Source organism: Hymenobacter tibetensis (assembly GCF_022827545.1).
Classification (GTDB): Bacteria; Bacteroidota; Bacteroidia; order Cytophagales; family Hymenobacteraceae; genus Hymenobacter; species Hymenobacter tibetensis.
The window spans coordinates 129,685-156,682 of record NZ_CP094669.1 but is presented as its reverse complement, the minus strand read 5'-3'; the positions used below and the strand labels follow the sequence as shown (position 1 = coordinate 156,682).

At 52.2% G+C, this 26,998-nt stretch carries 24 protein-coding genes; 20 read left to right on the top strand and 4 right to left on the bottom strand.

The genetic code is table 11. From position 1 onward, the window contains the following. Positions 1–125: 125 nt before the first annotated feature. Positions 126–1,058, bottom strand: coding sequence for an LEA type 2 family protein (locus tag MTX78_RS00580; protein ID WP_243798946.1), 933 nt, complete (start codon positions 1,056–1,058; stop codon positions 126–128). 855 nt (positions 1,059–1,913) lie between these two features. On the opposite strand from MTX78_RS00580, the gene rocD reads away from it, so the two are divergent. From rocD to MTX78_RS00535, 10 genes are all read left to right on the top strand, one after another. Continuing rightward, positions 1,914–3,164 carry an ornithine--oxo-acid transaminase gene (gene rocD / locus MTX78_RS00575; protein ID WP_243798945.1) on the top strand — a complete coding sequence of 417 codons (1,251 nt, stop codon included), beginning with the start codon at positions 1,914–1,916 and terminating at the stop codon, positions 3,162–3,164. Between the two features lie 621 nt (positions 3,165–3,785). After that, the gene (locus MTX78_RS00570) at positions 3,786–4,487 is read left to right on the top strand and encodes an exopolysaccharide biosynthesis polyprenyl glycosylphosphotransferase (RefSeq protein ID WP_317258921.1); all 702 of its coding nucleotides are present in this window, start codon (positions 3,786–3,788) and stop codon (positions 4,485–4,487) included. 414 nt (positions 4,488–4,901) lie between these two features. After that, positions 4,902–5,702, top strand: coding sequence for a polysaccharide biosynthesis/export family protein (locus tag MTX78_RS00565; protein WP_243798943.1), 801 nt, complete (start codon positions 4,902–4,904; stop codon positions 5,700–5,702). Between the two features lie 38 nt (positions 5,703–5,740). Then, positions 5,741–8,101: a GumC family protein gene (locus tag MTX78_RS00560; RefSeq protein WP_243798941.1), complete on the top strand. Its 2,361-nt coding sequence runs from the start codon at positions 5,741–5,743 to the stop codon at positions 8,099–8,101. A gap of 29 nt (positions 8,102–8,130) precedes the next feature. Next, positions 8,131–9,495 carry a hypothetical protein gene (locus MTX78_RS00555; RefSeq protein WP_243798939.1) on the top strand — a complete coding sequence of 455 codons (1,365 nt, stop codon included), beginning with the start codon at positions 8,131–8,133 and terminating at the stop codon, positions 9,493–9,495. A gap of 364 nt (positions 9,496–9,859) precedes the next feature. After that, positions 9,860–11,005, top strand: a complete 1,146-nt coding sequence (locus MTX78_RS00550) for an XrtY-associated glycosyltransferase XYAG1 (protein WP_243798936.1) — start codon at positions 9,860–9,862, stop codon at positions 11,003–11,005. 41 nt (positions 11,006–11,046) lie between these two features. After that, positions 11,047–11,478, top strand: coding sequence for a VanZ family protein (locus tag MTX78_RS25395; RefSeq protein WP_394805603.1), 432 nt, complete (start codon positions 11,047–11,049; stop codon positions 11,476–11,478). Between the two features lie 10 nt (positions 11,479–11,488). Continuing rightward, the gene (locus MTX78_RS00545; RefSeq protein ID WP_243798935.1) at positions 11,489–12,040 is read left to right on the top strand and encodes a WcaF family extracellular polysaccharide biosynthesis acetyltransferase; all 552 of its coding nucleotides are present in this window, start codon (positions 11,489–11,491) and stop codon (positions 12,038–12,040) included. A 41-nt stretch (positions 12,041–12,081) separates the two neighbouring features. Beyond that, positions 12,082–13,326, top strand: coding sequence for a WcaI family glycosyltransferase (locus MTX78_RS00540; protein ID WP_243798933.1), 1,245 nt, complete (start codon positions 12,082–12,084; stop codon positions 13,324–13,326). A 69-nt stretch (positions 13,327–13,395) separates the two neighbouring features. Next, positions 13,396–14,148, top strand: coding sequence for a class I SAM-dependent methyltransferase (locus tag MTX78_RS00535; protein ID WP_243798931.1), 753 nt, complete (start codon positions 13,396–13,398; stop codon positions 14,146–14,148). 47 nt (positions 14,149–14,195) lie between these two features. Here MTX78_RS00535 and MTX78_RS00530 read toward each other — a convergent pair whose 3' ends face one another. Further along, positions 14,196–15,869: a glucosamine inositolphosphorylceramide transferase family protein gene (locus tag MTX78_RS00530; protein WP_243798929.1), complete on the bottom strand. Its 1,674-nt coding sequence runs from the start codon at positions 15,867–15,869 to the stop codon at positions 14,196–14,198. Between the two features lie 304 nt (positions 15,870–16,173). Between MTX78_RS00530 and MTX78_RS00525 the strand changes: the two genes are divergently transcribed. Beyond that, positions 16,174–17,253, top strand: a complete 1,080-nt coding sequence (locus MTX78_RS00525) for a glycosyltransferase family 4 protein (protein WP_243798928.1) — start codon at positions 16,174–16,176, stop codon at positions 17,251–17,253. After that, positions 17,250–17,789: a hypothetical protein gene (locus MTX78_RS00520; protein WP_243798926.1), complete on the top strand. Its 540-nt coding sequence runs from the start codon at positions 17,250–17,252 to the stop codon at positions 17,787–17,789. Before MTX78_RS00525 ends, MTX78_RS00520 begins: the two co-directional genes overlap by 4 nt. A gap of 166 nt (positions 17,790–17,955) precedes the next feature. On the opposite strand, the gene MTX78_RS00515 is transcribed toward MTX78_RS00520, so the two are convergent. Then, complete coding sequence (locus MTX78_RS00515) at positions 17,956–18,276, bottom strand: hypothetical protein (protein WP_243798924.1); 321 nt, start codon at positions 18,274–18,276, stop codon at positions 17,956–17,958. A gap of 190 nt (positions 18,277–18,466) precedes the next feature. On the opposite strand from MTX78_RS00515, the gene MTX78_RS00510 reads away from it, so the two are divergent. From MTX78_RS00510 to crcB, 5 genes are all read left to right on the top strand, one after another. Further along, a complete protein-coding gene (locus tag MTX78_RS00510) occupies positions 18,467–19,021 on the top strand; it encodes a hypothetical protein (RefSeq protein WP_243798923.1) in 555 nt (184 codons plus the stop codon). 73 nt (positions 19,022–19,094) lie between these two features. Then, the gene (hemB, locus tag MTX78_RS00505) at positions 19,095–20,087 is read left to right on the top strand and encodes a porphobilinogen synthase (RefSeq protein ID WP_243798921.1); all 993 of its coding nucleotides are present in this window, start codon (positions 19,095–19,097) and stop codon (positions 20,085–20,087) included. Between the two features lie 201 nt (positions 20,088–20,288). After that, positions 20,289–20,798 (top strand): GNAT family N-acetyltransferase, encoded by a 510-nt coding sequence (locus MTX78_RS00500; RefSeq protein ID WP_243798920.1) that lies wholly within the window; start codon positions 20,289–20,291, stop codon positions 20,796–20,798. Between the two features lie 65 nt (positions 20,799–20,863). Next, positions 20,864–21,277: an EamA family transporter gene (locus MTX78_RS00495; protein ID WP_243798918.1), complete on the top strand. Its 414-nt coding sequence runs from the start codon at positions 20,864–20,866 to the stop codon at positions 21,275–21,277. 82 nt (positions 21,278–21,359) lie between these two features. Further along, positions 21,360–21,737: a fluoride efflux transporter CrcB gene (crcB, locus tag MTX78_RS00490; protein ID WP_243798916.1), complete on the top strand. Its 378-nt coding sequence runs from the start codon at positions 21,360–21,362 to the stop codon at positions 21,735–21,737. Here the strand turns inward: crcB and MTX78_RS00485 are convergent, their stop codons facing one another. After that, a complete protein-coding gene (locus tag MTX78_RS00485; protein WP_243798914.1) occupies positions 21,738–23,207 on the bottom strand; it encodes an APC family permease in 1,470 nt (489 codons plus the stop codon). A 502-nt stretch (positions 23,208–23,709) separates the two neighbouring features. Between MTX78_RS00485 and MTX78_RS00480 the strand changes: the two genes are divergently transcribed. From MTX78_RS00480 to MTX78_RS00470, 3 genes are all read left to right on the top strand, one after another. Beyond that, a complete protein-coding gene (locus MTX78_RS00480; RefSeq protein WP_243798913.1) occupies positions 23,710–24,672 on the top strand; it encodes a cation diffusion facilitator family transporter in 963 nt (320 codons plus the stop codon). A 191-nt stretch (positions 24,673–24,863) separates the two neighbouring features. Continuing rightward, positions 24,864–26,063, top strand: coding sequence for a glycoside hydrolase family 1 protein (locus MTX78_RS00475; protein WP_243798911.1), 1,200 nt, complete (start codon positions 24,864–24,866; stop codon positions 26,061–26,063). A gap of 118 nt (positions 26,064–26,181) precedes the next feature. Continuing rightward, a complete protein-coding gene (locus MTX78_RS00470; protein ID WP_243798909.1) occupies positions 26,182–26,919 on the top strand; it encodes a phospholipase D-like domain-containing protein in 738 nt (245 codons plus the stop codon). The last annotated feature ends 79 nt before the right edge of the window (positions 26,920–26,998 follow it).

Genomic DNA, 26,998 nt, shown 5'->3' with positions numbered 1-26,998 from the left:
TTGTTTCCGCCTGGCCTAGTGCTTTAGGAACAGTTTCAAGAAAGGCGTACCAACCTCACAGCCCTACGACGAGGCACACATTGACCTTTCAATTGGGCAACTGGTCTCCGATGCTGCGCTACGCGCTACTTGGGAATGTCCTTCAGGTCTTTAAGGGAGCCTGTGCTGTTGAACTTCATCGTCATGTCTTTGGGGTTGTGTTTCCCGGCAGCTATCAGTACAGCACCCGTTAGCTCGTAGGAGGTCTTCTTGGCTTTAAACAGCGTTTTGTAGGCTACTTTGGGTAAGGCCTTGGGTTGAAACCGAATATGTACGGGCATGATCTCAGTACCCCGTTTGCGGAAAGTCACATCCTTGGTTTCAGTGCCTTGGATATCCATATCGTCGCCACCAATGCGGAAGCGGTACTTCACCTGCTTGATGGTAACAGGAAAAGGATTGTAGTTGGTGATGTTGAACCGGACAATAGCTTCTCCGTTCTTGAGGCCTAGGTCTGTCACGTCTACATCGGCTATTTCCACTTTGGGTAGTTTCGGTACGTACACGCGCTTTTTTAGCGTAACGGGTATTTTCTTGGTGCCGGCTATTGGCAACTTGGTATACAATTCCATCCGAAGCTCCACATCTACGCAGTCCTGCTGCGCTGTTTTCACTTTGTCTTTCACCTTGCTCAAGTCCATAGCTACCGGCAGCTGAAGGTGGCTAAGGGAGTCACCGTGCAATACTAGGGGCTCATTTTTGGCGCCCCGCGTGAGCATGGTTCCGTCTACGTGGGTTTGGTAGCGGAGGCTGTCAATGCGCAGCGTGATGGGCATGTTATTGTGCACGTCCATTTTCACTTGCGCCTTCAATGAGTCGGGGGTGATGTTGGTGATGGAAAGGCTGGTGTTTTCCAACGTAGGAAGTAGCTCTTTCCCCTTTTCGGCGAGAGTAGGCACCAGACCCTTACCGTTGTCGTTTTTTAGGTATACCCACCCCACCCATGCCCCCAGTAACAGCAGCAAAGCCAATAACACGGACATGATAGGATGACGTTGGATAAAGGAACGATTGGCCATAATGCTTCAGGTTGAGTGCAGTTTAGTGTTCAGCTTCAAGCTCAACCTTACAAAGTTTTACTAGTCAGCATTTTACAAATCCATACGAACCTCAAGGGGTAACTTGTTATAGTCGAGCTACCCGTCGGCGGCCTCATCTATAGCGAGCAGCAACTGCTTTGCGGCTTATTTGAAGCCCAGTTACACCATGCCCTTGACGCACTCTTCTCACTACATAAAACGCTACCTGATAGGGTTTAACAAGCTGAACCCAGTAGGCATTATAGGTCTCACCAGCTAGCTCTGGTAGGTAGCGGGTGTTTGCACCCAAGCCGGAAGCACCAACCGAGCACTCCCCTGGATTTATCTTGCGACGTGGTAGGCATGCCTATTCTATACCGTGCACTTCTCGCGGCAGCTACTTTTCGCCTGTTCTTTGAGCATGGCCGCTGGTCCCTCTCGTTTCTCGTTGCGGCTGCCCATTATATTAGTAGTACGGATAGTTATAGTGGCAACTAATAGCTTTTCGCCTGCGAAGGGCGGATGCGTTCTACTTGTTCTAGCGGCAACCTTTTGTTGGTATCAAACCCTACCGCATTTTGGTTATAGACTGAAACCTTACCAGTGACTCTGCTAACTGCGTCAACTCCGAAACAGCTCTTTTCTTTGATTCCACCCCTGTTGTTATCAGCAAACAGCTTTTGCTGGACACAGACCTTACGTTTCATTATTTCCAGCAAACTTCCCTAGCGGAAGCAGTGCGGCGGATACAGCTAGCACGCTCCCTCTCACCTCTTCCACCGGGTACTCTTACCAAACCCTTTTGCGTAGTTTCAAGCAGTTTTTTCAAGCATCCATTCTTACCCCACCCTTCCCATGTCGCACCCATCTTCAACCGATACCCAGAGCCGCAGCCAAGAGCTGATGGCGCTCGAAGACCAGTATGGAGCCCACAACTACCACCCCTTGCCCGTGGTGCTTAGCAGAGGTGAAGGCGTGCACCTCTGGGATGTGGATGGCAAGCACTACTATGACTTCCTTTCAGCGTATTCCGCTGTCAACCAGGGGCATTGCCACCCCCGCATCATCGGCGCCCTCACCACCCAGGCGCAGCGTCTTACCCTCACCTCCAGGGCCTTCTTCAACGACCAGTTGGGCGCCGCCGAGAAACAGCTTTGCGACCTATTCAATTACGACAAGGCGCTGCTCATGAACTCCGGTGCCGAAGCCGTAGAAACAGCTCTGAAGTTGGCTCGAAAGTGGGGCTACCAGGAGAAGGGCATTGCCCCCAACCAAGCACGCATTGTGGTAGCCGAGCACAACTTCCATGGCCGCACCACTGGCATCATCTCCTTCAGCACCGACCCTGACTCAACAGGAGGCTTTGGCCCTTACGTACCCGGCTACCAAGTGGTACCCTATGACGACCTAGAAGCCCTGGAAGAGGCCGTGCAAGATCCGCACGTGTGCGCCTTTATGGTGGAACCTATCCAGGGCGAAGCGGGCGTAGTAGTGCCCTCGGAGGGCTATTTGGCCAAGGCTGCAGCCATCTGCAAGGCACATAAGGTCCTGTTCATTGCCGATGAAATCCAGACGGGGCTAGGGCGCACGGGCGAGCTATTGGCCGTATGCTATGAGGGAGTACACGCCGATATTTTGATTTTGGGCAAAGCCCTAAGCGGCGGCGTATTGCCTGTGTCGGCAGTGCTAGCTCGCAACGAAATTATGCTTACCATTCAGCCTGGGCAGCACGGCTCCACCTTCGGCGGCAATCCGTTGGCCAGTGTAGTATTGCGAGCAGCCCTAGACGTATTGCTCGATGAGAAGCTAGTTCAGAATGCCCGAGCACTAGGAGAGGTGTTCCGGGAACGGATGCGTCGGGTCCAAGCCAAGCGCCCTGAAGTGGTGGAGTTGGTCCGTGGCAAAGGCCTGCTAAACGCGGTAGTTATCAGGCCGCACGCCGATGGCCGCACGGCCTGGGATGTCTGCGTCACTCTGATGGAACGTGGCGTGTTGGCCAAGCCCACGCATGGCGATATCATCCGTTTTGCGCCTCCTTTAGTTATCACTGAGGAACAGCTACACGAAGCCTGCGACGTAATCGAGCAGGTGATTTTAGAGTTTTAAGCCTGTTTCAGGCAAAAAGAAAGCGGACCACTCACTGAGTGGTCCGCTTTCTTTTTGCCTGAAACAGGCTTTAGAGGTTGACACTTCACAGCTCACTCAGCTTTATGCTTTCCTTTTGCACAGGCTGCTTTTACTCGGCATCGGACAGGGCATTTTACATAATAACAACACTATCAGCCCTATGCATCATACGCTATTGCTCGTTTACTCACCGAGTGGGAGTCGTTGACCAAGCTTGAGACACTTGAAAAAACTCGACAGCGCATTTCAACTACGATTTATAATCATTCATTGATTATAACAATTTTTTAACATTCTGTAGGGATGTTAACTCGTATCATTTACTGAAAGTATTAGACTCTAGTTGACTTTGGTGCCGTTCTTGCTTAGAGGTATTACATAATGCTATATGGTCTAATATACATCCTATTGCGCGAATGAACCCACGTAAGACTCCTCTCTACGTAGTTGAGACCATCTTAAATTGTCTCATTTTAAGTTGATATAAACATAGAATGAAAAATTATATTTTATCAATATTCCTTAATTAATTTGTATTTATTTTTTGAAAGGACGGATATCAATGGTAATTTTGAGGCTAATACATATGATATTAGTTTCATGCAACACCAATCCGCCATGCAACTTGAGTGGAATTCCGTGCCCGTACTATCTGACCGTACTGTGAGAGCCCATCATGCTCAGCCCATTAAGGCTAAGCTGACCTCTCGCACCCCGTTACCAAAGCGCACTTTCGATATCTTGTTTGCTGCTCTCGTTGCAGTATTCTTGTTGAGCTGGCTGGTTCCTATTATCGCGCTTCTAATTAAGCTCGAATCGAGAGGACCCGTGTTTTTCAAGCAGCTCCGCACCGGTAAGAACGGTGTACCCTTCTACTGCTACAAGTTCAGAAGCATGCGTCTTAACTCAGATGCCGACTTCAAGCAAGCAAGCAGAGGAGACAGCCGCATCACCAAACTAGGAGCCATCCTGCGTAAAACCAGCCTAGACGAACTTCCCCAGTTTATCAATGTGCTCAAAGGCGAAATGTCTGTAGTGGGCCCTCGTCCCCACATGATTCGGCACACAGAAGACTATTCCAAGTACATCCACAACTTCATGGACCGTCACCTTATCATGCCTGGCATCACTGGCCTAGCGCAGGTATCAGGTCACCGGGGCGAAACCAAGGAAATAGAAGCCATGATAAAGCGAGTGAATGCCGACCTGCATTACATCGAGAATTGGTCGTTTATGCTCGACGTAAAGATTGTTTTGATGACGGTTTTGCAGGTGTTTTGGAAAAACAACAACGTTTTCTAAACTGAAAATCTTTTGTGTGAGCGTAACAGAACACCCGAAGCTCACTCCTAATAAGTATCAGGTGTATAAATGCCTGAACCCAACGTTTGCTAGCGAGCAAATACTCCGGTTTGGAGGCCGCCACTTCATCTAGATTTCCCTCCCCTATTGAACGGGCAATGGCTACTGCTGTGTAGTTCTTTGTCCGTTTGTTCGGTGTACACCAAAATAAGCCGCCTTTGTATGTGAAGCAGCCAGCCAAACAACACCGCACGCGCAGTGAACTCATTTACAAGGCGTTACTCGTCAGCCAGCCGGCAGCAGTAGCAGCGCAACTGTGAAAAGTCCATTGAAATCTAGTACCTTAGCATTTAATACAACCTGATAAATCATTGCTTATTGCAAGTGACAATGATTTATTACTAAACAATCACAATGCTCACACTTTCCAACGTTTCGAAAATGCAAAGAAATTTTCAATATTTTATTGCATTGCTGTTTTTCACTTCGTGTGGAACAGGAAGAAACATTACATATTTCTCTGATTTAAAAGAATCTGAGACATATACCTCAACTATTACCAATAAAGTAGACCCCGTTATTCAACCCGACGATTTATTAAGCATTACACTAAGCAGCCTCAACCCAGAATCAAACGTACTTTTCAATAACGGTATTTTGCAGGGTGCAGGTAGCTCCAACAGCGCTGGATCTGGCGAGAGATTAAACGAAGGATACTTGGTAGACAAAGCAGGCACAATCAATTTTCCTGTCTTAGGCACCCTCAAACTCGCGGGCCTTACCAAGGCGGAAGCAACGCAGCTTCTAACTACCAAGATCACGCAATACGTAAAGAACCCTATAATTAATATTCGCTTTCTAAATTTCAAGGTGACGGTAGTTGGCGAAGTAAACCGCCCAGCAACTATCAGTGTGCCAACCGAACGAATAAATGTTGTAGAAGCGTTGGGCCTTGCTGGCGACATGACCATTTATGGCAAGCGAACCAACGTGTTAATTATTCGGGAGAAAGATGGCGTACGCAATACTGCTAGAATTAACTTGTCTAATAAGGCAAGCTTGAATTCTCCTTACTACTATTTGCAGCAGAATGATATAATATATGTAGAGCCTGAAAAGGCGAAAGGGCTGCAAGCTAGTAGCACCAACTATTACTTGCCACTAGTATCAACCATTGCATCTATCGTAAGTGTTTTGCTATTCGCATTTAGATAAAAATTCCTCAATCGCTCGAACCTTAGCATTTAGATTGTATGAATAATCAAGAATTGTTTCCTCTAGCTTCAGAAAGGAGTGAGGCCGTGGATTTCAAGTCCATTCTTTCAAAATATCTCCGGTACTGGTACTGGTTTGCGCTTGGCGGTATAATTGCCATAGGCACGGCCTACGCGTACCTCCGCTATTATGCTGTTCCGCAATACTACATCAGCAGCTTGATTTTGATCAAGGATGAAAAGTCGGATGGTGGTAGTTCCACAGCAATGGCCATCAATGATCCGGACCTCTTCAAATCCTCAAAAAACGTTGACGATGAAGTGGAAGTCCTGAAATCCAAAACGCTAATGCAGCGTGTGGTAAAGGAACTGGACTTGTCTATCAGCTATATCATAGAAGGCCGCATTCGCGACGTAGAGATTTACGGCAAGGGTCTGCCTGTAAAAGTTATCGTAAATAAACTAAACCCTAAGTTTCCTAACCCATCCTTTATCATCACGCTCAAAACGAGCAATGCTTTCCTGCTGACAGATAGCGATGGGAAAAGCAATATCTATCAGCTGGGAAAGGAAATTACCAAGCCATACGGTACGTTCACAGTAGTACCAGGCAATGCATTTTACGCAAGCAACACAGCGGATCGGAAGAGAATCATCGTTCGTTTCAATCAGCTTAAAGATGCTGCCGACAACTTTTACGCGGCTGTTTCTATCAAGCCCAGCGCTAAAAATGCCAGCGTAATTAACATGGGAATATCTGATGCTATTCCGGAGCGTGGCGAGGATATCATCAACAAGGTTATTGAAGTTTACGAGAAGGAATCGGTTGAAGATAAAAATGCCAAAGCAGCACAGACCGTTGCTTTCTTGGATGAGCGTTTGAAATATATCACGGCCGAACTCTCTGGCGTAGAGAAGAATGTTCAGCAGTATAAGAGCCAGAACGAAGTAACGGACGTAAGCACGCAGGCTTCGAACTACTTGGAGCAAGCCAGCGACTACAACCGGCAGCTGTCCGAGTGGGCCATCCAGATTGACGTGTTGGAATCCATCGAGCAGTACATGACTGCCAATGCCACGCAGTACAAGACGGTACCTAGCTCACTGGGCATTCAGGATCCTACGCTGCTAGGTCTGATCAACAAGTTCAACGAACTGCAATTGGAAGCGGAGCGCATGCTGCGCACAACGCAACCTGACAACCCGCTTGTGTTGGGTATCAACGAGCAGCTAGCAAACCTCCGGTCCAACATTTTAGAGAACCTGCGGAATATCAAGCGCGGCTTGATTATCACCAGCAACAACCTGAAGCAAAGCTCCGGCAAGTTCCAGTCTAGGATCAGAAAAGTGCCGCTCATGGAGCGCGAGCTGCTCGAGATTAACAGACAGCAAGAAATCAAGCAGAACCTGTACCTGTTCTTGTTGCAAAAGCGCGAGGAAGTAGCCTTAGCATTGGCCGCTACCGTGTCTAACACGCGGGTTATCGACCGGGCGGTAAGCACTCCCTACCCTTATAGCCCAAGCTCTCAGAACGTGTACCTGATTGCCCTAATCTTGGGCCTTGGCATTCCGTTCGCTGGTATTTTCCTGAAGAACCTTTTGAACGACAAGGTGCAGAGCCGCTTGGAGGTCGAGAAGGCAACGCAAACCCCAATTCTTGGGGAGATATGCCACAACTCCCGGAGCGCCCGCAACGCGGTGGTGGTGAACAAAGACAGCCGGAGCCCCATAGTGGAAATGTTCCGCTTGGTGCGGGCAAACCTCCATTTTGCGGCTATTGGCAAGGAGAACAAGGTGATGCTCATCACCTCCAGTATGAGCGGTGAAGGCAAAACCTTCTTCAGCATCAACCTGGGAGCCAGCTTGGCTTTGACTGGGAAGAAGGTGGTTTTGTTGGAGCTTGACTTGCGCAAACCATCCTTGTCTACCAGATTAGGTTTGACCGACAACGTGGGGATTACCAACTACCTCACTTCCGATACACTCAACATAAACGAGATTATCAGAACGTCGGAAAAGGCACCGGACTTGTTCGTGGTAAGTTCGGGCCCATTGCCTCCTAACCCGGCAGAGCTGATGATGTCCGCGAAGCTAGCTCACCTCATCGACGAGCTGAAAGACATCTTCGACTACATCATCATTGACACCGCCCCTATCGGGCAGGTATCGGATGCCTTCAGCTTGAGCCCTCTTGTTGATTCGACCATCTATCTGTTGCGCTACGGCTATACCTACAAGAAACAGATCGAAATCATCGACGCTATCTACAAGAACAAGCGCCTGAACCATCCGATGATTGTGCTGAACGATGCGAAGAAGGAGCATAGCCCAAGCTACGGCTATGGCTACGGCGAGGAGACGAGTGTGAGCTCAAGAAAGAAGAGCCTGGAGCCACAATAGTCGATTATTTCAACTTAAGCATTCTCGCAGTGTCCACTACTAGCATTACCACCGTCCACCCTGAAATACGGGCTATGTTGGAGCAAGGGAAAAGTGGAGCCAAAGACCCCTACCGCTCCCTCAGGATCGGAATCTGGGCTTATTTCCTACTATTGCTTTTCGAGGGGGCACTGCGAAAATGGTTTCTGCCGGGCCTCGCCGCTCCCCTGCTCGTTGTCCGCGACCCGCTGGTTCTATGGTTGCTTGTTGTTGCTTGGCAGCGCGGCCTTATCGCAGCCAACCCCTACTTGATTGGCATGCTCCTGATTGGAGCCATCGGTACGGTTACAGCTGTTGCGTTGGGGCATGGTAGCTTTCCAGTTGCTATCTACGGAGCGCGCATATTGGTGCTGCACTTCCCATTAGTTTTTGTCATAGGCCGCATTTTCACCCGCGAGGATGTGGTGAGGATAGGCAAGGCGACCGTCTGGATAGCCATTCCCATGACGGTCCTAATTGCCCTGCAGTTTTATAGCCCGCAGTCGGCGTGGGTGAACAGAGGAGTTGGGGGTGATATGGCGGGCGCTGGCTACAGCGGTGCGGGAGAATACTTCCGGCCGCCGGGCACGTTTTCTTTTACCACTGGCAACACGCACTTCTTCTCGTTTGCAGCTTGCTTTATTCTGTACTTCTGGCTGAATACAAAAGAGATTAACCGCCTAATTCTGATTGCGGCTACTTTCGGTTTGCTTGCGGCAATACCTCTTTCTATCAGCCGCTCCTTGTTTTTTAGTGTTGGCGTTACGGTCATCTTCATTCTGATTGCGCTTGCCAGAAGGCCTAAGTACCTGATCCAAATAATTCCCATCGGAATTGTATTGGTAATAGCACTGGCAGCCTTGAGCCAGATAAGCATGTTTCAAACCGCGACAGAAGTTCTTACTTCCCGGTTTACGGGTGCCAGTGAAGTGGAAGGTGGTTTAGAGGGCACCATAGGCACTCGGTACTTAGGAGGCTTTTTCGGTGCTTTTGCGGGAGCCGCTAAAGTACCCTTCTTCGGTTTGGGCCTCGGAATGGGTACAAACGTGGGTAGTATGCTTCTGAGCGGAGATATCGCCTTCCTGATAGCCGAAGATGAATGGGGACGCATAATTGGTGAGCTAGGCCCCCTATTGGGTATCAGCATGATCTTGATTCGGCTAGGCTTTGCCTTGAAGCTTAGTATTGCTTCTTACAGCAAAGTTGTTGCTGGTGATTTTCTGCCTTGGGTGCTGCTTAGCTTTAGCCTACTAACCATCCCGCAAGGGCAGTGGGCACAACCAACTGTGCTAGGATTCAGCACCATCATAGCTGGCTTGCAGATAGCTTCACTACGTAACCCAGCCAACAAGAAGCTTGCCTTGAACCGCTCATAGTTTTGCTCACGCGCTCTAACCAACACCAAGTTGCGCGGAAGGCTATCGTCTCAGGGTAGGTGCTTACTCGCGCAAGAGTTGTAGCATGGTGGGCAGAAGGAGGGCACTAACAGGTGCAGAGGGAGTCATTAATAAAGCAGTAAGCTCGGCAAACCCAGTTCTTACAACCGGTAAGTTCCACGTCCTTGGTGCCGACACAACGACGAACGGCGTGCTTTCTATGCCTCGTCCCACTGCTCGCACGCAAGGCGGTTTGTTTCCCTGCCACGTCGTTTTCTTCTCTCACTCTGGGTTGTCTCCAACTCGGTGGTATAGCTTTGTTCAACCTGCGCACAAATGACACCCGCAGATTTGTAAATCACACATGAAAATACTGTTCGTAATTCCTGTTTATAAGCCCGCCTATATATATGGTGGGCTTATGGCTGTTGTGTACCTATTAGCCGAATCGTTGGTCCGGAATGGGCACGATGTAACGGTGTATACCACCACGGCAAATGGAAAAGAAGAGCTAGACGTTAAAGTTGGAGAGGAAGTACTCGTTGATGGGGTTAAGGTCTTTTATTTCAAAAGGTACACGAAAGGCAACTCCCACTTGTCGCCGGGCTTTTGGAACAAAATATTCCTTACTGTAAAGGATTTCGATGTCGTGCATTTGCACTCTTGGTGGAGCCCAGCTATTGTGGCAGCAGCAGCAGTATGTCGGCTGCGGGGGGTGAAGCCCATCCTTTCGCCCCATGGCATGTTCTGCGACTATATCCTCACCACCAACAACAAGGTCAAAAAGCAGATACTGCAAACGGTGGTTGGGAAGTCCTTGCTCAAAAACACGTTCCTTCATGTATCCACCCCCATGGAGTGGAAGGAAAGCCAGGCCATCCTGAAGAACCCTTGGGAAGGGGCTATCATATCGAATCTGGTCGAACTAGACAGCGTAAAGCCCACGGGCGGGAAAAAGCCAGGTCAGCCTTTCACAATTGGCTTTATATCAAGAATAGACCCCAAGAAAGGACTAGACATATTAATTAAAGCGTTATCGAAAGTAAGCTTCGATTACAGGCTACAGGTTGCAGGCACTGGCGAAGACGAGTACGTTAACTCGCTGAAAGCCCTAGCAGTGGAGTGCGGAAACGCCGATAAAGTTAAATGGGTCGGGTGGAAAAACAACGTGCAGAAGATGCAATTCTATTCTGAAATAGATTTGTTTGCCCTGACCTCGCACAATGAAAACTTCGCGGTTGTAGTAATCGAGTCCTTGTCGATTGGCACACCTGTGTTCTTAAGCAGGAGCGTAGGGCTGTCGGGCTACGTGGAAAGCAAAGATTTGGGCTGGGTTACCGATATAGAAGATATCAGTGAGGTGACTACAAACCTGGAGCGTGTGTACAAAGAGAAACACAAACAAGAGGTAATCAAAGAAACGGCACCTGCCATTATTGCACATGATTTCAATAAAGATTACCTCACCAATCAATACACAGATTATTATAAAACATTGCTAGCAAAGTGAATTTAAAATGAGCACAAGCACCATTTCAATTAAAGAGTGTAATGAAGCACATTACTAATATCTTATTCATTCTTTACTCTAGCTTGCTCCTTTATATCGTTTTTTTCTCTCGCAGAAGAAATGGATTGATATGGAGCAACAAGCTGGTCAATTTAGTGCCGATACGGCATACCATTCGAACCTTTTCACAAATCGAGGAAATTGGCATTGTGAATTTCCTCAGCAACATATTCGGGAATATAATCATCTTTATTCCTTTAGCTTTTTTTCTGGTAAACATCTTTGGTGTATATACGAAAAGACAGATAATAGTTATCGGATTTTGTATTAGCTTCTCTATCGAGTTTATTCAGTTTCTTTTAGAAATAGGTGTTCCTGACATCGACGACTTGTTGTTGAATGTAACGGGTGTTGTCATCGGAATTTATTTGTATAAAATCCTTTGGAGTAGCTTTAGAAACCAAACCAGATAACACCTAATACATGTTGCAAACAGATTTGTCTAAATTCGATACGGATGGCTACGTGGCAGGCCCGAAGCTCAAAGTATTGATTTGGTTTTTCTTTAACTACCTGATACTGGACAGCTATTTTCCGTGGCCTTACAAGATGAAAAGCGCCCTTCTGCGGCTTTTTGGCGCGCGAGTAGGCACCGGATTGGTTATCAAGAATAAAGTGAGAATCAAGAACCCGTGGCGCCTAACCATTGGGGATAATTGCTGGGTGGGCGAGTCGGTTTGGATTGACAACCTAGAGGACGTGGTGATAGGCAGCAACGTCACGCTCTCGCAGGGCGCTATGCTGCTCACGGGCAACCACGACTATAAAGTCAGCAGCTTTCCCTACAAACTAGGCAAAATCAACCTGGAGGATGGCGTTTGGATTGGCGCACAGTCGGTGGTGTGCCCTGGCATCGTCTGCGGCTCGCATTCCATCCTGACGGTACATTCAGTGGCAACCAAGAACCTAGAGGCGTGGGGCATTTATGCAGGCAACCCAGCAACCTATATTCGCAAGCGTGAAATCACGAAGTAAGCGAAGTTGAAACGGCAAAACCCGAACCTTTTTCCAGCAGCATGAAGAAAAGAATATTGCTTATTGGGTATAACTTTTCTCCTGAACCAACCGGCATTGGCAAGTACAGCGGGGAGATGATGGAATGGCTTGCTAAAAACAATTACGCGTGTGAAGTAATTACGGCGTACCCTTATTATCCGCAGTGGAAAGTACAGGGCGATTATTATAAAAGCAGATATAGTTTCAAAACGGAAGAGGTTACGCCACGCGCTGGGGGCCGCATCACCGTACATCGGTGCCCAATGTATGTTCCGGCAGTTCCTTCGGGTTTAAAGCGCATGCTATTGGATATGTCGTTTTCTATAACGGCATCCCTGAAGCTTATGCAGCTGCTCGTAACCAAAAAGTTTGATGTTGTTATTACCGTTGCCCCTTCTTTCCAATTCGGCTTACTAGGAGCCGCTTGTAAAGCCCTATCGAAAGCGAAATTCGCTTATCATATACAGGACCTGCAAATAGAAGCGGCTAGGGACCTGAATATGATTCGCTCTAAGGGAGTAATTGATTTTCTCTTTAAAATAGAAAAATTCATCTTCAATCAAGCTGATTACATTAGTAGTATATCAGATGATATGATAAAGAAGATAGAAGCCAAGGCCCAGAAAAAAGTCTTGCTGTTTCCGAACTGGACAGACAATTCTTTATTCTTCCCGATAGATAATAAGACGGGGCTCAAAGAGGAGTTTGGTTTCAGCGCCAACGACACCGTTGTTTTGTATTCGGGAGCTATTGGGGAAAAACAGGGCCTCGAATATATTTTGCACGCTGCCAAAAGCTTTGAAAGTAGGCCGGCTGTCAAGTTTGTAATTTGTGGCTCGGGCCCCTACAAGGAAAAGCTGCAAAGCATGGCCGAGAGCCTGCACTTGAAGAACGTTGTATTTCTGCCCTTGCAGCCCTTCGAGAAATTCAACAAGTTTTTGAATATGGCAGATATTCACTTGGTCATTCAGAAAGGCAACGCGGGCGACTTGGTGATGCCCTCCAAACTGACCACGATACTGGCGGTAGGGGGGCTGGCTGTTGTGACGGCAAACCCAGGTTCTGGCCTGTACTCTTTGCTGGACAAGCACAAGATGGGGCTGCTGGTGGAAGCAGAGAGCCAGCAGGCCTTGAATGAGGGCATTCGGAAGGCTATTGATGAGAACAGCTTGCATCTCACCCACAATGCCCGCATCTACGCCGAGAACTACCTTTCGATTGAGAAAGTAATGAAGGGCTTCGAAACGGCGGTGATAAACCCGTAAGGAGTTTGTAGAACATCCAACCTGCACGGCTCTGGCTACGTGCATTGCAACGAATCTTGACGGTAGACTATGACTTTAAGAACCACGCTTCCAGCCGACTTTGTTGTTGTGCGGGGTGAGACTCAGAAAGACGTCAATTATACCGTGCTGACGGAGGCAGTCAACGCCTTTCCCAAAGATGCCGCCATTGAAGTGCTCGATCTTCCTTGTGGCAGGCTGGATTTTCTGAATTATGTGCGCGAGTTGTTTCCGGCGGCCACGCTGACGGGCGCAGACCTAATGTCCCCGGCGGTTATCCATCCTACTATCTCGTTTGTGAAGATGGATCTGACCAGGGACTTCACGTTGCCTGAGCATCAGAAGTTTGATCTGATTACCTCCATTAGCGGGGTGATGATGTTCAGTAATACGTTGTCGTTCATCCGCAATTGCACGGCACGGCTGAAACCAGGTGGCGTGTTCATTATCACCAACGACAATTCTGCTACCATCATCGACCGATTGGCGTATCTGGTTTTTGGCGGCTACCGGCTGTTCAGACCGATTTACGACGATACGGAGGAGCTAACGGAGAACGTTCCGGTGCAAGAGCTATGCCGCCTGCTGCGCACCAACAACATTGTTATTGAGCGAATAGAGTACACGTCTTCCTACCTGAAAGACTTGGTTTATTTGCCGGCTGCTTTACTGATTTATCCCTTGCAGCTTTTGTACTTACGACGGCTGAAAACGAGGCTGCCCGAACCGCTAAAGAAGCAGATGTATCCGTTCAAACAGCTTTTCTGCAAGCACTACGTCATTACGGGCAGAAAGGCAAACTAGACCCTACCCACTTGGTTTCGCCACCTTAGCTTGTGCGCGAGGTGTCCTTAACGCCGCTTGCGTTTGAATGGGATAACCCCAGATACGGTTATCCAGAGCGCTAGCAGGGTAGCAAACGGAATAAAACGGCGGCGCTTGAAATCAATGAGAGTTGATGCCTCGTCAACAGCCGCAATGGTATGCAGCCCATCCGGATAGCCGGGGTGCGGCGAGGTCAGAGCGGCCACCTCCTGCTCGGCGTATTCTGTTGGCGTGAGGGTCAGCACCTGGTTGATGGTGATGCCGTAGCCGTAATCCTGCGCGCAGTCTTGGGCGGGGCGGTAGAGCTTGCCGGCGTGCTCGAAAAACGGGCCACCCGGCCGCGCGCTCCGAATAGTGGTTTTGACGGGATTTTGCGGATGCTCATGCCAGGGGCCTTCTAGCGTATCGGCGTAGGCAATGAAGAGGTTCAGCATAGGGTCCCGGTCCATACGGGCATAGAACAGCCAGTGACGGCCTTGGTATTCGAGCAGCGTGGAATCCACGGCGGGAGCTTCTAGCAGCAGTTGGCCAGCCGTGTGGTCTGTTACCGGCGCCCGCAGATCGTAGAGGCGGATGCTGTTGGTGACCCAGGCCTCCGGCATGCAATAAGGCCCGTGCAGGAAGGGGTAAGAAAGATGATGGGGAAAGCTCAGCACGGGCGCGGGTACTTCGCCGGCCTGCCACGGATAGCTAAGCCGGGAAATGTTGCCTCTGCGGACCCGGTAGTCGTAGAACTCGAAATACACTACGGTTTTGTTTTCTTCCTGCCGGGCAAAGCTGTCGGCGTAGAACACGTTGCGGTCTGGAAGAGGAGGTGCATCTACGTGGGCATCCCGGAGCGAATCGGGCCGCAGAAAATCCTGAATGGGCCGGTTCACCACGCCCATGTTCCATTGGTCGGCCTGCAAGTACGTCTCGTAGAGCTGCCGAAGCTTTCTGCCACTCAAACGCCCCAGAAAAGCCAGCAAGGCCGCGTTTGCTGGGGGTTGGAAATCCACAATGGGAGGCGCCAGCTGACGGCCTGTGCGCTTCAGCTCACCACCCTGCATTACCCCCCGGCAGATATCGGCCGGCCAGTTTGCGCATTCCTTGTACATAGCTGCCGCGCTATGGGTAGGGCTGTGCAGCAACGTTCGGAAAACCCCCTCCTGTAGCACGTCACATTCTTCGGAACCAGTCATCCGATACAATGCCGCATAGCTAGTCAGCTGGCTCGTATATACCTCCCAAAAGCTAATGGGCACTTCCGCCGTGTTCTGCCACGAACCAAACTGAAAACCCCACACCCCCAGTTGAGCTAACCCGGCAAACAAACGCCCGGTTGGCTGCGCAACAAAGCTTACGATGAAGTCGAGCTGGCACTTGCTTACTGCTGCCCTCGTAGACTCGTCCAAGCCCAGTTCACCGCGCAACGACTGGGTAGTGCAAGCAAGACGTGGGGTGTTGCGGGCAGCAGTGGCGGGAGCACGCCGGAGGGCCACGGGCCGATAAAGCCACTTGCGGTAGAAGCGCCACGCAAGGCTAGTGCTGGCCCTCGTGGTAGATGCTGCCTCTGCTGCTGGCAACTCGGTGTGAAGCAAAACTTCCAGCGACGTATGGCCAAGGAGCAGGACAGCTTCCAGTACTTGGCTTTCCCATACACTTAGTTGGGGCCCCTGGCAAAGCACCCCAAACCGAATTACTTCTGCCCTTTTTATCATCAATAAACGTAGAGGTAGTTGAAGCAGAAAGAGGCGGCTTCAGGGTGGCCGCAAGATACTCTCTCCACCTGTAGTATGGAAGAATTTGTAATCTGAGAGCAAGAAGTACTGTTTGTTACGCATAAATTACACTCCGCCTGCATAAGCCCAACAGTTTATTGTAGGGAGCAAATAATCTTTATGATTATTCGGACATTGGCTATACTTACCACTTTATTGCCATCGAATTAAACTGTGTGCAATTGTTAAAGTGAGGTAGTTAAGGGTTAGCAAGCTGTTCACTGGTTCCCTTCAAGTTGGTTGTATGTCTCTGAAAATCTTACTCCTGTCTCACAAGTTTCATCCAGATGTTGGGGGGATTGAGGTTAACTCTGAAATTTATGCCAGAGCTTTTTCGGCGGCCGGTCATGAGGTGCGGGTACTCACCTGGACCGTCGCGGCGCCTAGTAAAGACAAAAACTACCCTTTCACAGTAGTTCGAAACCCAAATACCCGAATCTTATTTCAGCAGCATGCTTGGGCCGAGGTTGTGTTCGAAAACAACCCCTGTATGCGGCTGGCCTGGCCAGGCGTATTCTACGGTTGTCCCTCCGTCATTTCCTTGAACACGGCACTGTACTGGCAAGAAGGGGTTAACTGGTTGAAGCGCGGCTGGCTGCAACGAGCGAAGTCGGTCATTTCGGTGAGTGAGGCAGTACGCAAGCAGAGCTGGCCTGCTGCACACGTCATCGGTAACCCTTACCGGGCCGACCAGTTCAAGATTTTTTCTGACATCCCGCAAACAAACGATTTCGTTTTCCTAGGACGCCTGGTTTCCCAGAAGGGCACCGCCTTGGCTATTGAGGCGTTTCATTTGTTTCTGGGGATGCTAGACGAACGGCAATTCCTTGGTGATAAGCCGTCCCTAACCATTATCGGTGACGGGCCAGAACGAGACAACTTGGAACAGCTGGTGGACAGGCTGGGGTTGAGCGCGCATGTCCGGTTTGTTGGTTTTCTGCACGGCGAAACGTTGGCCCGAGAGCTTAACCGATACCGGTATTTGCTGGTGCCATCGTTGTTTGGCGAGGCGTTTGGCAATGTGGTGCTCGAAGGAATCGCCTGTGGATGCCTGCCTATCGTGTCGGACAGCGACGGCTTGCCTGATGCGGCAGGCAAAGCCGGCCTAGTGTTCAAGCGTGGAAACGCCCAGTCTCTGGCTGATACCATCTGGGAGATTCTGCACAACCCCATGCTGGAGCTAGAGCTTCGCCAGGCCGCTCCAGCCCATCTGCTAGCGCACCAACCCGAAGTGGTATCACAGCGTTATTTACGCATAATTGAATCGGCGGCGGCCGTAAAACCAACTACCGTTCGGAGCGAAGAAGAGAGAATAACTGTATGATTTTAACTTCTTTACGCTTTGGCCTACTGCTTACCCTAGTACTGCTAACCGGCTGCTATACTCATAAAGCCAGCTTTTCCTTCCAGCCCGCTTCCGCACAAGCACCCCAGCCTAACCGTTTGCCGCAGCTGCCGGCGGGCCGTTCCTATGAACCCGTATTAGCCTCCGCAGTGATGCCTGCCCCACGTACCATCACTCCTGTTGAACCGGCCCGCACTACCCAACGACGGGCTACGCAAGCGAAGGCGCTATACCGGGTGCCCGCAGGACAACACACCGAGGCAGCCAGCCACGCAGCAGTAGCGCGCCACCCAGCCCAGCGCCACCCGCATGCGACTACAAAGCACGGAACCAGGCACTTGGTATTAGGCATTTTGCTACTAGCGGGCGGCGTAACAACGGGCCTCGTGATTGGCGGATGGGCCGGTTTTGGGGTAGCAGCTCTTATCGTACTGGCCGGCTACTACTTTCTGGGGCTGGCCTTTGGTGGGGAGCACGCATGGCTGGAAGTTTTCCAGGAGTTCTTCAATATGTAGTCAGATAGCACCCTAACCACTAGGCTGTTACGCCACTGGCAGCTTCCCGTCCGTGCCGACACCATTTGCACTGACCAGCTCGCAAGCAAGGGCCTCGGAGTGGCAGTTTGAACTAGTTCAAACTGCCACTCCGAGGCCCTTGCTGTAACACTAACTACCTAGCGTACTAGCTGGTGTGGCGGCCAGTTTGCGAGGTACTGTCGTTTGGTTGATTGTTGCGGAACTCTTTATCGGAGCTATCGGCGCCACGGTCATCCGACGGGGCGGCGTTGGAGCCTTGCGGGCTGTGCTTTTCAGGATCGAACTTGCCTTTCTTAGCACCACCGCCGTGTCCCTCCCGGCTGGGCACGTTTTCACCGCGGGTGTTGGTAGCATCGCCGGCTACGGGGCCTTCGTGCGGGCCTGATGGCTGGCCGTTTATCCCAGATACTTTCTTGCCTTGTTCGGCACTGTTTGGCGACGATTCGGTTTTCTTATTGTCTTTCATGGCGTTCAGCTAATTGTTGAAAAACGGGTAGGAATAGGTGCTGGTAATCTGCTTGGTTCTACGGCCAAACTAGAAGAGGGTATAGAAAAAAATTTACGCCCTTACGTAGTGTTGAGCTTCACTGTTAAGCTTTTATTCCTCTTTTACTTCGTCGTCTCACAGCCGATTTCTCTCTTATTATCTCCCCATTATGATCACCTTATCCATTCCCTGGCGATTTCTATTCCCAATGCTGTTGTTGTCCAGCTGCCGCAGTGAGAAGGCAGTGTTTCAGTTCCGGCCGACACAGCGTTTGGCAGCGCGGGTTGATACGATGCAGCATAGCGGATTAGTGGTATCAAGAAATACTGCCGCGAAGACTGTACCGCATACTGCACCCTCTTCCAGTCCATTCAATCAACTTGCCTCCAGGCAAAGCAAAGCAGCTCAGCACGACCATAAAAAACCGGTTCAACTATACCAAGATGCTGTACAGCCAGTTCGTCGTCTTCTATCTTATGATACTAAAGCTCAAAGGGTGTCAAAAGACGCTTTCCGCTATCGACGATTTCCTGCGTTCAATACTTTAGGAATGAAAGAGCAAATAAGTATTGGTGAAATTCTGTTTGTGACAGGATCGATTATGATTCTGTTGGGAATTGTCATTGGCCTAATAATCGGAGGAAGCTCAGGCTTTACTGTAGGCGCTATCATTCTTGCAGCAGGAGTCCTTATGGCTGGGGTTGCTTACGGAGGTATCAAGTAGTAAACCCACTACCTCGGCCGCAACCTTACCTTTGCGTTAGCTGTTCTATCCTGTCTTACCAACTACCGCCACCATGCCCAACGTCCCTATACACCGTCCGCGTCGTAACCGCAAGTCTCAGGTTATCCGCGACATGGTACAGGAAACTCGCCTCACGACCCACGACTTTATTTACCCGGTTTTCCTGATTGAAGGTCAGAGCCAGGCCCTCGAAATTCACTCGATGCCGGGTGTATACCGCTTCACTGCCGACCGGCTTATCGACGAAATCGGGCGTTGCGTGGAGTTGGGTATCAAAAGTTTCGCGCCGTTTCCAGCCATCAATGATGCGCTAAAAGACCGGCTCGCCAAAGAATCAACCAACCCCGAGGGGCTGTACCTGCGCACCGTGGCCGACATCAAGCGGCAGTTTCCGGAGGTGGCCATTATGACCGACGTAGCCATGGACCCCTACTCCTCTGACGGCCACGATGGCGTGGTAGATGTGGATTCGGGGGAGATACTAAACGATGCTTCCTTGGAAATTCTCGGGCAAATGGCGTTGGCGCAGGCCCGCGCTGGCGCCGACATCATCGGGCCGAGCGACATGATGGACGGCCGCGTTGGCTGGATTCGGGACGTGCTCGACAGCAACGGTTTCTCGCACGTGAGCATCATGAGCTACACGGCCAAGTACGCCTCGGCCTTTTACGGTCCCTTCCGCGACGCGCTGGATTCGGCCCCCAAAAAAGGCGACAAGAAATCATATCAGATGAATTACGCCAACCGCCTCGAAGCTCTGCGCGAACTAGCGCTAGACGAGGCCGAAGGTGCTGACATGGTGATGATAAAGCCGGCATTAAGCTACCTCGACATCATCCGAGAAGTGAAAAACGCCACCACCTTACCCGTTACGGCCTACAACATTTCGGGCGAGTACGCCATGGTGAAAGCCGCCGCCCAAAACGGCTGGATCGACGGCGAGAAAGCCATGATGGAAGTGTTGACCAGCATCAAGCGCGCGGGCGCCGACGCCATCCTCACGTACTTCGCCAAGGAAGCCGCCGACGTACTGCGCCGCGGCTAACATCAGCTTTTCGAAGAAACTGCTACCCTCCAGTCAGTGGTTCTGCTACAAGGCGTCTGGCTCGGCCGGACGCCTTGTTTTGCGAATACGCTGCTCCACTCTTAAGTTACTTGCGCAATATGCTCTGAGTTAGGCCAGGAAATCAGTGGTTATCTGCGCCGCCATGAGGCGCCAAGCCAGCGCTTCGCACTACATTCGCTTATGCTTTCAATCCGTCTCGCTACCCCTTCCGATCTACCAGCCATCCTGGGTATTGTCCGCCGCGTGGTTCCCTTCATGCAAGCCAATGGCAACCAGCAATGGTCTGCCGACTACCCCAATGAAGCTGTTTTTCAGGAGGATATCCGTCAGCAGCAACTGTGGGTGGCAGAGCTTGACGGTGGCGCGTTAGCCGGCATGGCGGCTCTTACCAACAACGCACAGGATGCCGAGTACGCCCAAGCCGATTGGGACCCAAGCACCCCGGCCGTTGTGACGCACCGGTTGGCTGTGGACCCCGCAGCCCAGGGCCAGGGAGTGGCGGCAGCCCTGTTGCAGCAAGCCGAGGCGCTGGCGCACCAATGGGGGTTGAACACCTTACGCGTGGACACCAACTCGGAAAACGCCGCCACTCAACGCCTGTTCCCCAAGCTAGGTTACCGATTTGCGGGCGAAATCACGCTGGCTTTCCGCCCTGGTCTGCGCTTCTTCTGCTACGAGAAGACATTGTAGGCTGATTGTTAGTTGTTGCTGGCTGGTTGCCGTTAACAAGCATCAACCAACAACAATTAACCTGTATGTGGTGGACGTATGCTTTGCTCTCGGCTGTATTTGCGGCGCTTACGGCCATACTAGCCAAAGTTGGTATCAAAGGCGTCAACTCCGACTTGGCCACGGCCATTCGCACGGTAGTTATTCTGTTGGTGGCTTGGGGCATTGTGCTGGCTCGGGGCAGTGCCGCGGACGTGTACACCCTCACTCCCCGCAACTGGCTGTTTCTAGGGCTGTCAGGTGTGGCTACCGGCTTGTCTTGGATCTTCTATTTCAAGGCGTTGCAGCTAGGTAAGGTGTCGCAGGTGGCTCCTGTAGACAAGCTCAGCGTGGCTATTGCCATTGTGTTGTCGGTGTTGTTTTTGGGTGAGGCGCTCACGCTGAAAGCGGCCCTCGGCGCGGCCCTTATTATTGGCGGCACGCTGGTATTGATTCTGTGAGTACTTTTCAGGGGACAAACAACTGGCTCACTGCAGACACGGTGGCTGGTGTAGGCCCAGGATGCATTTTCAACTATGTAGTATGCTTCGACTTCTAGCTGTTGTTGCCACTGGTGGAGCGGTGGGCAGTGTAGCGCGCTACTTGTTGCAGCTGGCGGTGGCGCGCCACTTTACCACGCCGTTTCCGCTGGGTACGTTGCTGGTTAATGTGTTAGGCTGCTTGCTTATTGGCTTGTTCTACGCCCTAGCGGAAAAGGGCACCATAAGTACGCCCGAGCTACGCCTGTTGCTCACCACAGGCTTTTGCGGTGGCTTCACCACGTTTTCCACCTTCTCCTACGAAACCCTGACTCTGTTTGAAAACGGCGAGTACGTGCTGGTGGCGCTGTACCTAGCAGGCAGCGTGTTCTTGGGCTTATTGGCCACGTTTGCGGGGGTGGCGCTGGTGCGGGCGCTGTAGCTAGCTACCGGGTTTGCTGGCGGCTACCCGATTGGCAAACGGCCACCGGCCTAACCGCCGGCTCCAAAGCAGAAACACCACCGACCCAACTGCCATCATCAGCAACGCCGCCACTTGAAACGGTAGAAAGATGCGCGTATCCGCGTTTTCGTAGAGCACGGCGCCATCCTTGATGCTCCCGAACACCCACAACCACACCACAACGGCCACTACCACGGGCAGCGGGTAGAGTGGCATTTTGAACGGCAGGCCCTGGGTGCCCCGGCGCCGGCGCAGCAGCACCAGCCCTACCGCCTGCCCCACAAACTGCACCAGAATCCGCATGGCCAGGATGGCGCTGATCACCTCGCCCAGCCGGAACAGCAAACTAAACACGAAGCCCACTCCTCCCAGAATCAGCAACGACACGTGGGGAAACTGCTTGGTGGGGTGGGTTTTAGCGAAAACCGGCAGAAACTCGCCATCAGCGGCGGCGGCGTACGGAATGCGCGAGTAGCCCAGTAGCACCGCGAAGAGCGACGCAAACGCCACCCACAGCACCAACGCCGTAGCGGCTTTGGCCGCCGTAGCGCCGTAGAGCTTTTCCACAAACGAGCTAACAATAAACTGCGACTGGCTGGCTTCCTGCCACGGAACAACGGTACCCACGCTCCAGTTGAGCAGCAAGTACAACACCATGATACCCAGAATGCTCAGGAAAATACTGCGTGGAATTACCTGCTGCGGGTTGATTATCTCGCCGCCCAGGTGGCACACGTTGTAGTAGCCCAAATACGAGTAGATGGTTTTGACGGCGGCCTGCCCCAATGCGGCCGAAAGCAGCAAGCCCGTCAGTTGGCCATCGTGCCAGGAAATCAACCCCGACAAACCGCCTTCTGGCAGCCAGGCCACTTCGTATGTGGTGTGTGTGAGGCCCCCGAAAATCAGCCAGCCCATCAGCCCGAGCACGCCCACCCACAGCATGACTCCCAGGCGCCCAATATCATCAATGCGGCGGTAGAGCAGCGCAATCAGCAGCAGCACCACCGTACCCGACACTAGTTTGGGCTGCCAGGTGTCGTTGAGGGGAACCAGGTAGCTGAAGTATTGCGCAAAGCCGATAGCGCCTGATGCCACCACCAACGGCGCCTGCACCAGCGTTTGCCACACGTACAGAAACGACATGAGCCGGCCCCATTTCTGTTCGCCGTAGGCTAGCTTCAGAAACCGGTAGGACCCACCTGCCTCCGGATAGGCCGCGCCCAACTCACTCCAAATCAAGCCATCAACCAGGGCCAGTACCGCGCCGGCCAGCCAGCCCAGCAGAAAGTTTGGCCCCATGAACCCCATCACCAGCGGTAGCGTGACGAAGGGACCAATGCCCACCATGTCAATCATGTTGAGGGCGGTAGCCTGCACCAGCCCCAGCCGACGACGGAGGGGAGCAGTGGTGGCAGTAGGATCTATAGGATCAGTAGAAGGTGCAGCCATAGAGGCGTAAAAGTCGAATAAAAGTGGAATGTTCTGGCTACTACCACTACGCAGGTGGAAAGAACGAACCCGGCAGGCAATTCCTGAAGCTGAACCGTACAGTCATAGGTGCTGCCAAACGGCTAGCTGAACTGCACTTGCAGAGGCTAGGTACGCCTTACTACTACCCTGTCTGTTGAGTTGCATGGCCGGCAATTCTTCCATCCCAGACAGCAGTGTACGGAACCGTTGAGCCAAGCTGGCTAGTGCTGTTTTCAAGAGTTTGGCGGCCTACTTTACGGGCAGCATCAGCATGCTGTCCGAACCTGACTCCAAACGTATTTTCAGTAAGCGCCGACGTGTTACTCCCGCACCAGTAGGCACTCCGGCTTAGAGTTTTCTACCTCAACCATACGGCACATTGCCGCCACTGCTATTCGGTAGCTGCTCCTAACCTCGCTTCGCCTCGCCTCGTACGACGAAGAGCCCGTTTTTTTCGGGGCCGTATCAAACTACGTACTACATGTCTGCTGGGGGTTCTAAGATTGCCATTTACGGAGCTATTGCGGCGAATGTCGCCATTGCCGTTTCCAAATTTGTAGCCGCCTTCTTTACGGGCAGTTCGGCTATGCTGTCCGAAGGAATTCACTCGCTGGTAGACAGTGGCAACGGCATTCTGATTCTGTACGGAGTGAGGCAGGCCGAGAAACCCGCCGATGCCCAACACCCGTTTGGGCGCAGCAAGGAACTGTATTTCTGGTCGTTGATTGTGGCCATCCTGGTGTTTTCAGTGGGTGGCGGCATGTCGTTCTATGAAGGCGTTCAGCACTTGCAGCACCCCTCCCCCATCACCGACCCCACCTGGAACTACGTAGTACTGGGCCTTTCGCTGTTGTTCGAGGGAATATCCTGCTTTTTGGCGTTCCGCGAGTTCAATAAGAGCCGGGGTGAATTTGGCTTCTGGCAAGCCTTGGGTCGCAGCAAAGACCCCTCGGTATTCGCTATTCTGATGGAAGATCTGGCAGCTTTGCTGGGTTTGACTATTGCCCTTGCGGGGGTGTATTTCGGGCACCTGCTCAGCAACCCGTATTTCGATGGCGGCGCTTCCATCTGCATCGGCATCCTGCTCGTAACGGTGGCTATCTTCTTGATATACAAAACCAAAGGATTGCTGGTTGGCGAAGGCGTAGACGACACCACACTGGAAGAGGTGGAAGCACTGGCCCGGCAGGACCACGCCGTGGAAGCCATTCGTCGGCCGCTTACCATGTACATGGGTCCGCATGATGTTGTGCTGGCACTCGACGTTGATTTTCACGACCATCTTTCCTCCAACGAGGTGGAGCAAGCCGTAAGGCGGCTACAAGACTCGGTGCGCGTGAAGTTTCCGGATTTCAAGCGCATCTTCATTGAAGCCAAGTCGATTACGGACACGGAGCGTGCGCCCCTGCCCGCCGACTCAGCGGGTGTTTCGCCTCAGATCTAGTAGCACCGTAGTGTTGGGCTTGCTGCGTGGAAGCACGCATTTCTATGCGTGGCGCTATGCAAACACGGGCGTAAGTGAAGCACAACCACGCTGCCCGATACTCTCCGATCCAACTCCAACTCGTATATTCCGGTAAAAGGAAGCGGATACGCCTACTTTGGTGTGTCCGCTCTCCTCTCATAACTGCACTTATGCCCCCTGCACCTGTTCGCACCAATCCATTTCAATCATTTTGGATGGCGGGCTACGAATGTACTGACCAGCTCAACTGCTTCGGACACCGCGTCGATTTTCTGCCTCTCACCGGCCATCTTCAATTACTCGATCAGGACTACCAAGACCTGCAGCAGTACCAGCTAACCACGGTGCGCGAAGGCATCCGCTGGAGCCAGGTCGAGAAAATACCCTACCAGTACGACTGGAGCACGGTGCGTACCATGCTGGCCGCCGGGCGCCGCCACGGCATTCAGCAGCTTTGGGACATCTGCCACTTCGGCTACCCCGACGACCTGACGCCCCTGCACCCACTGTTCGCACAGCGCTTCGCGGCATTGTGCCGGGCTTTCGTGCGTTTCTACCGCAGTGAAGTACCAGAGGGCGAACTAATTGTGACACCCATCAACGAGGTTAGCTTTATGAGCTGGCTGGGCGGCGACGTCCGGGGCACCACTCCGTATTGTGTGGGGCAGGGCTGGGAGGTGAAGCGGGGGCTGATGCGGGCCTACATCGAGGGCGTAGCCGCCATGCGCGAAATAGACCCTAGCATTCGAATTCTTACCACGGAACCGCTCGTCAACATCATCCCCCGAAGTGGGGCTAGCCGTGCCGAACGGATCCGAGCCGCCGAATTCCACGACTACCAATTCCAAACGGTGGATATGCTGGCGGGCCGCATCTGCCCTGAGTTGGGCGGCCGCCCCGAGTACTTGGATATTCTGGGATTCAACTTCTACTACGACAACCAGTGGGAGCTGGACCCGCACTACCGCATTCCGTGGGCCGAAAAGCCTGCCGACCGACGTTGGCGCTCGTTGCGGCAGCTGCTAGCCATGGCCCACCAACGCTACAACTGCCCAGTAGTGGTAACGGAAACCAGCCACCCCGGCGTTGATCGGCCCAAGTGGATGGACATGATAGGGCGGGAATGCGCTGCGACTATTCGCATGGGGGTTCCGCTTTGGGGCGTGTGCCTCTACCCTATCCTCGACCGGCCCGACTGGGATTTCCTGGACCGTGAATGGCACCGGTCCGGACTCTGGGACGCCGTGCTGCAGCCCGACGGCCCACCCATACGAGTCTTGCACGAGCCCTACGCCAAGGCCCTACAGGAAGCCCAAACTCGTGTTCGGCGCGCCTCGGTGGCACCTGCCAGTGCCGAGGTTCTGATCTAACCCTCACTGCAAAGGCTTAAGTTGACCGGCCTCTAAATACGCAGGATAGGTGCTGACTCTGGTGGTGCACCACGTGCTTGTTGTACTCTTGCTTTTCACACTTGCTCCTTGTTTGTCTATGCCGGAAAACCCGAATGGTACGCGCCGCCTCACAGCCGCAACTGCCGAGCTGCTACAGCACTTCAAGCGGGCTTTCGCCGACTCTACCTTGTCGGTGGAAGAGGCGCGGCAGTTGCGACAGCGGCTCGCGGAGCATGGGCAGCACGGCACTGATTTGCACGAGTTGCGGCACGAATTGTTTGGGCTGGCCCGCAGCCGGTTCAACAACTTCCAAGACAAAGCGGTGGTGGAATGGCTGGAGACAGCCAGCGCGTTGCTACTTCCTCCATCGGCTCCGCCAGCTCGGCCTACCCGCTCCGAAGTGTATTTCAGCCCGGGTACTGAATGCGTGGCCGCCATTCAGCGCTTTATTGGGCAGGCCGCGCGGCAACTGGATATATGCGTGTTCACAGTCGCCGACGACCGCCTAACGGAAGCCTTGCTCACTGCCCACCACCGTGGGGTGCAGGTACGCCTGCTCACCGACAACGACAAGCTTTTCGACCGTGGCTCTGATGTGCGCGAACTGGCAACCGCTGGCATTCCGGTACGCGTCGATCATACCGAGTACCACATGCACCATAAATTCGCCGTGGCCGATAAGCGCACCGTCCTTACTGGCTCCTACAACTGGACCCGGTCTGCCGCGGAGCACAACCTGGAAAACCTGCTCATCACCGACGACCACCATACGGTACAGCCCTATGCGCAAGAGTTCGAGCGGCTTTGGGCCCAGATGAACGTATTCGAGAGCTAGCACCATTCTCCATTGGAAAGCCTAGCGGCTCTCAGCTTCAACAAGCGGAGGCACACATTCTTGCAAAAGCCGAGGGTCA

Bases quoted from the DNA above. Each gene is read 5' to 3' on its own strand.
- MTX78_RS00580 (WP_243798946.1), bottom strand. From the start codon at position 1,058: ATGGCCAATCGTTCCTTTATCCAACGTCATCCTATCATGTCCGTGTTA.
- rocD (WP_243798945.1), top strand. From the start codon at position 1,914: ATGTCGCACCCATCTTCAACCGATACCCAGAGCCGCAGCCAAGAGCTG.
- MTX78_RS00570 (WP_317258921.1), top strand. From the start codon at position 3,786: ATGCAACACCAATCCGCCATGCAACTTGAGTGGAATTCCGTGCCCGTA.
- MTX78_RS00565 (WP_243798943.1), top strand. From the start codon at position 4,902: ATGCTCACACTTTCCAACGTTTCGAAAATGCAAAGAAATTTTCAATAT.
- MTX78_RS00560 (WP_243798941.1), top strand. From the start codon at position 5,741: ATGAATAATCAAGAATTGTTTCCTCTAGCTTCAGAAAGGAGTGAGGCC.
- MTX78_RS00550 (WP_243798936.1), top strand. From the start codon at position 9,860: ATGAAAATACTGTTCGTAATTCCTGTTTATAAGCCCGCCTATATATAT.
- MTX78_RS25395 (WP_394805603.1), top strand. From the start codon at position 11,047: ATGAAGCACATTACTAATATCTTATTCATTCTTTACTCTAGCTTGCTC.
- MTX78_RS00545 (WP_243798935.1), top strand. From the start codon at position 11,489: ATGTTGCAAACAGATTTGTCTAAATTCGATACGGATGGCTACGTGGCA.
- MTX78_RS00540 (WP_243798933.1), top strand. From the start codon at position 12,082: ATGAAGAAAAGAATATTGCTTATTGGGTATAACTTTTCTCCTGAACCA.
- MTX78_RS00535 (WP_243798931.1), top strand. From the start codon at position 13,396: ATGACTTTAAGAACCACGCTTCCAGCCGACTTTGTTGTTGTGCGGGGT.
- MTX78_RS00530 (WP_243798929.1), bottom strand. From the start codon at position 15,869: ATGATAAAAAGGGCAGAAGTAATTCGGTTTGGGGTGCTTTGCCAGGGG.
- MTX78_RS00525 (WP_243798928.1), top strand. From the start codon at position 16,174: ATGTCTCTGAAAATCTTACTCCTGTCTCACAAGTTTCATCCAGATGTT.
- MTX78_RS00520 (WP_243798926.1), top strand. From the start codon at position 17,250: ATGATTTTAACTTCTTTACGCTTTGGCCTACTGCTTACCCTAGTACTG.
- MTX78_RS00515 (WP_243798924.1), bottom strand. From the start codon at position 18,276: ATGAAAGACAATAAGAAAACCGAATCGTCGCCAAACAGTGCCGAACAA.
- MTX78_RS00510 (WP_243798923.1), top strand. From the start codon at position 18,467: ATGATCACCTTATCCATTCCCTGGCGATTTCTATTCCCAATGCTGTTG.
- hemB (WP_243798921.1), top strand. From the start codon at position 19,095: ATGCCCAACGTCCCTATACACCGTCCGCGTCGTAACCGCAAGTCTCAG.
- MTX78_RS00500 (WP_243798920.1), top strand. From the start codon at position 20,289: ATGCTTTCAATCCGTCTCGCTACCCCTTCCGATCTACCAGCCATCCTG.
- MTX78_RS00495 (WP_243798918.1), top strand. From the start codon at position 20,864: ATGTGGTGGACGTATGCTTTGCTCTCGGCTGTATTTGCGGCGCTTACG.
- crcB (WP_243798916.1), top strand. From the start codon at position 21,360: ATGCTTCGACTTCTAGCTGTTGTTGCCACTGGTGGAGCGGTGGGCAGT.
- MTX78_RS00485 (WP_243798914.1), bottom strand. From the start codon at position 23,207: ATGGCTGCACCTTCTACTGATCCTATAGATCCTACTGCCACCACTGCT.
- MTX78_RS00480 (WP_243798913.1), top strand. From the start codon at position 23,710: ATGTCTGCTGGGGGTTCTAAGATTGCCATTTACGGAGCTATTGCGGCG.
- MTX78_RS00475 (WP_243798911.1), top strand. From the start codon at position 24,864: ATGCCCCCTGCACCTGTTCGCACCAATCCATTTCAATCATTTTGGATG.
- MTX78_RS00470 (WP_243798909.1), top strand. From the start codon at position 26,182: ATGCCGGAAAACCCGAATGGTACGCGCCGCCTCACAGCCGCAACTGCC.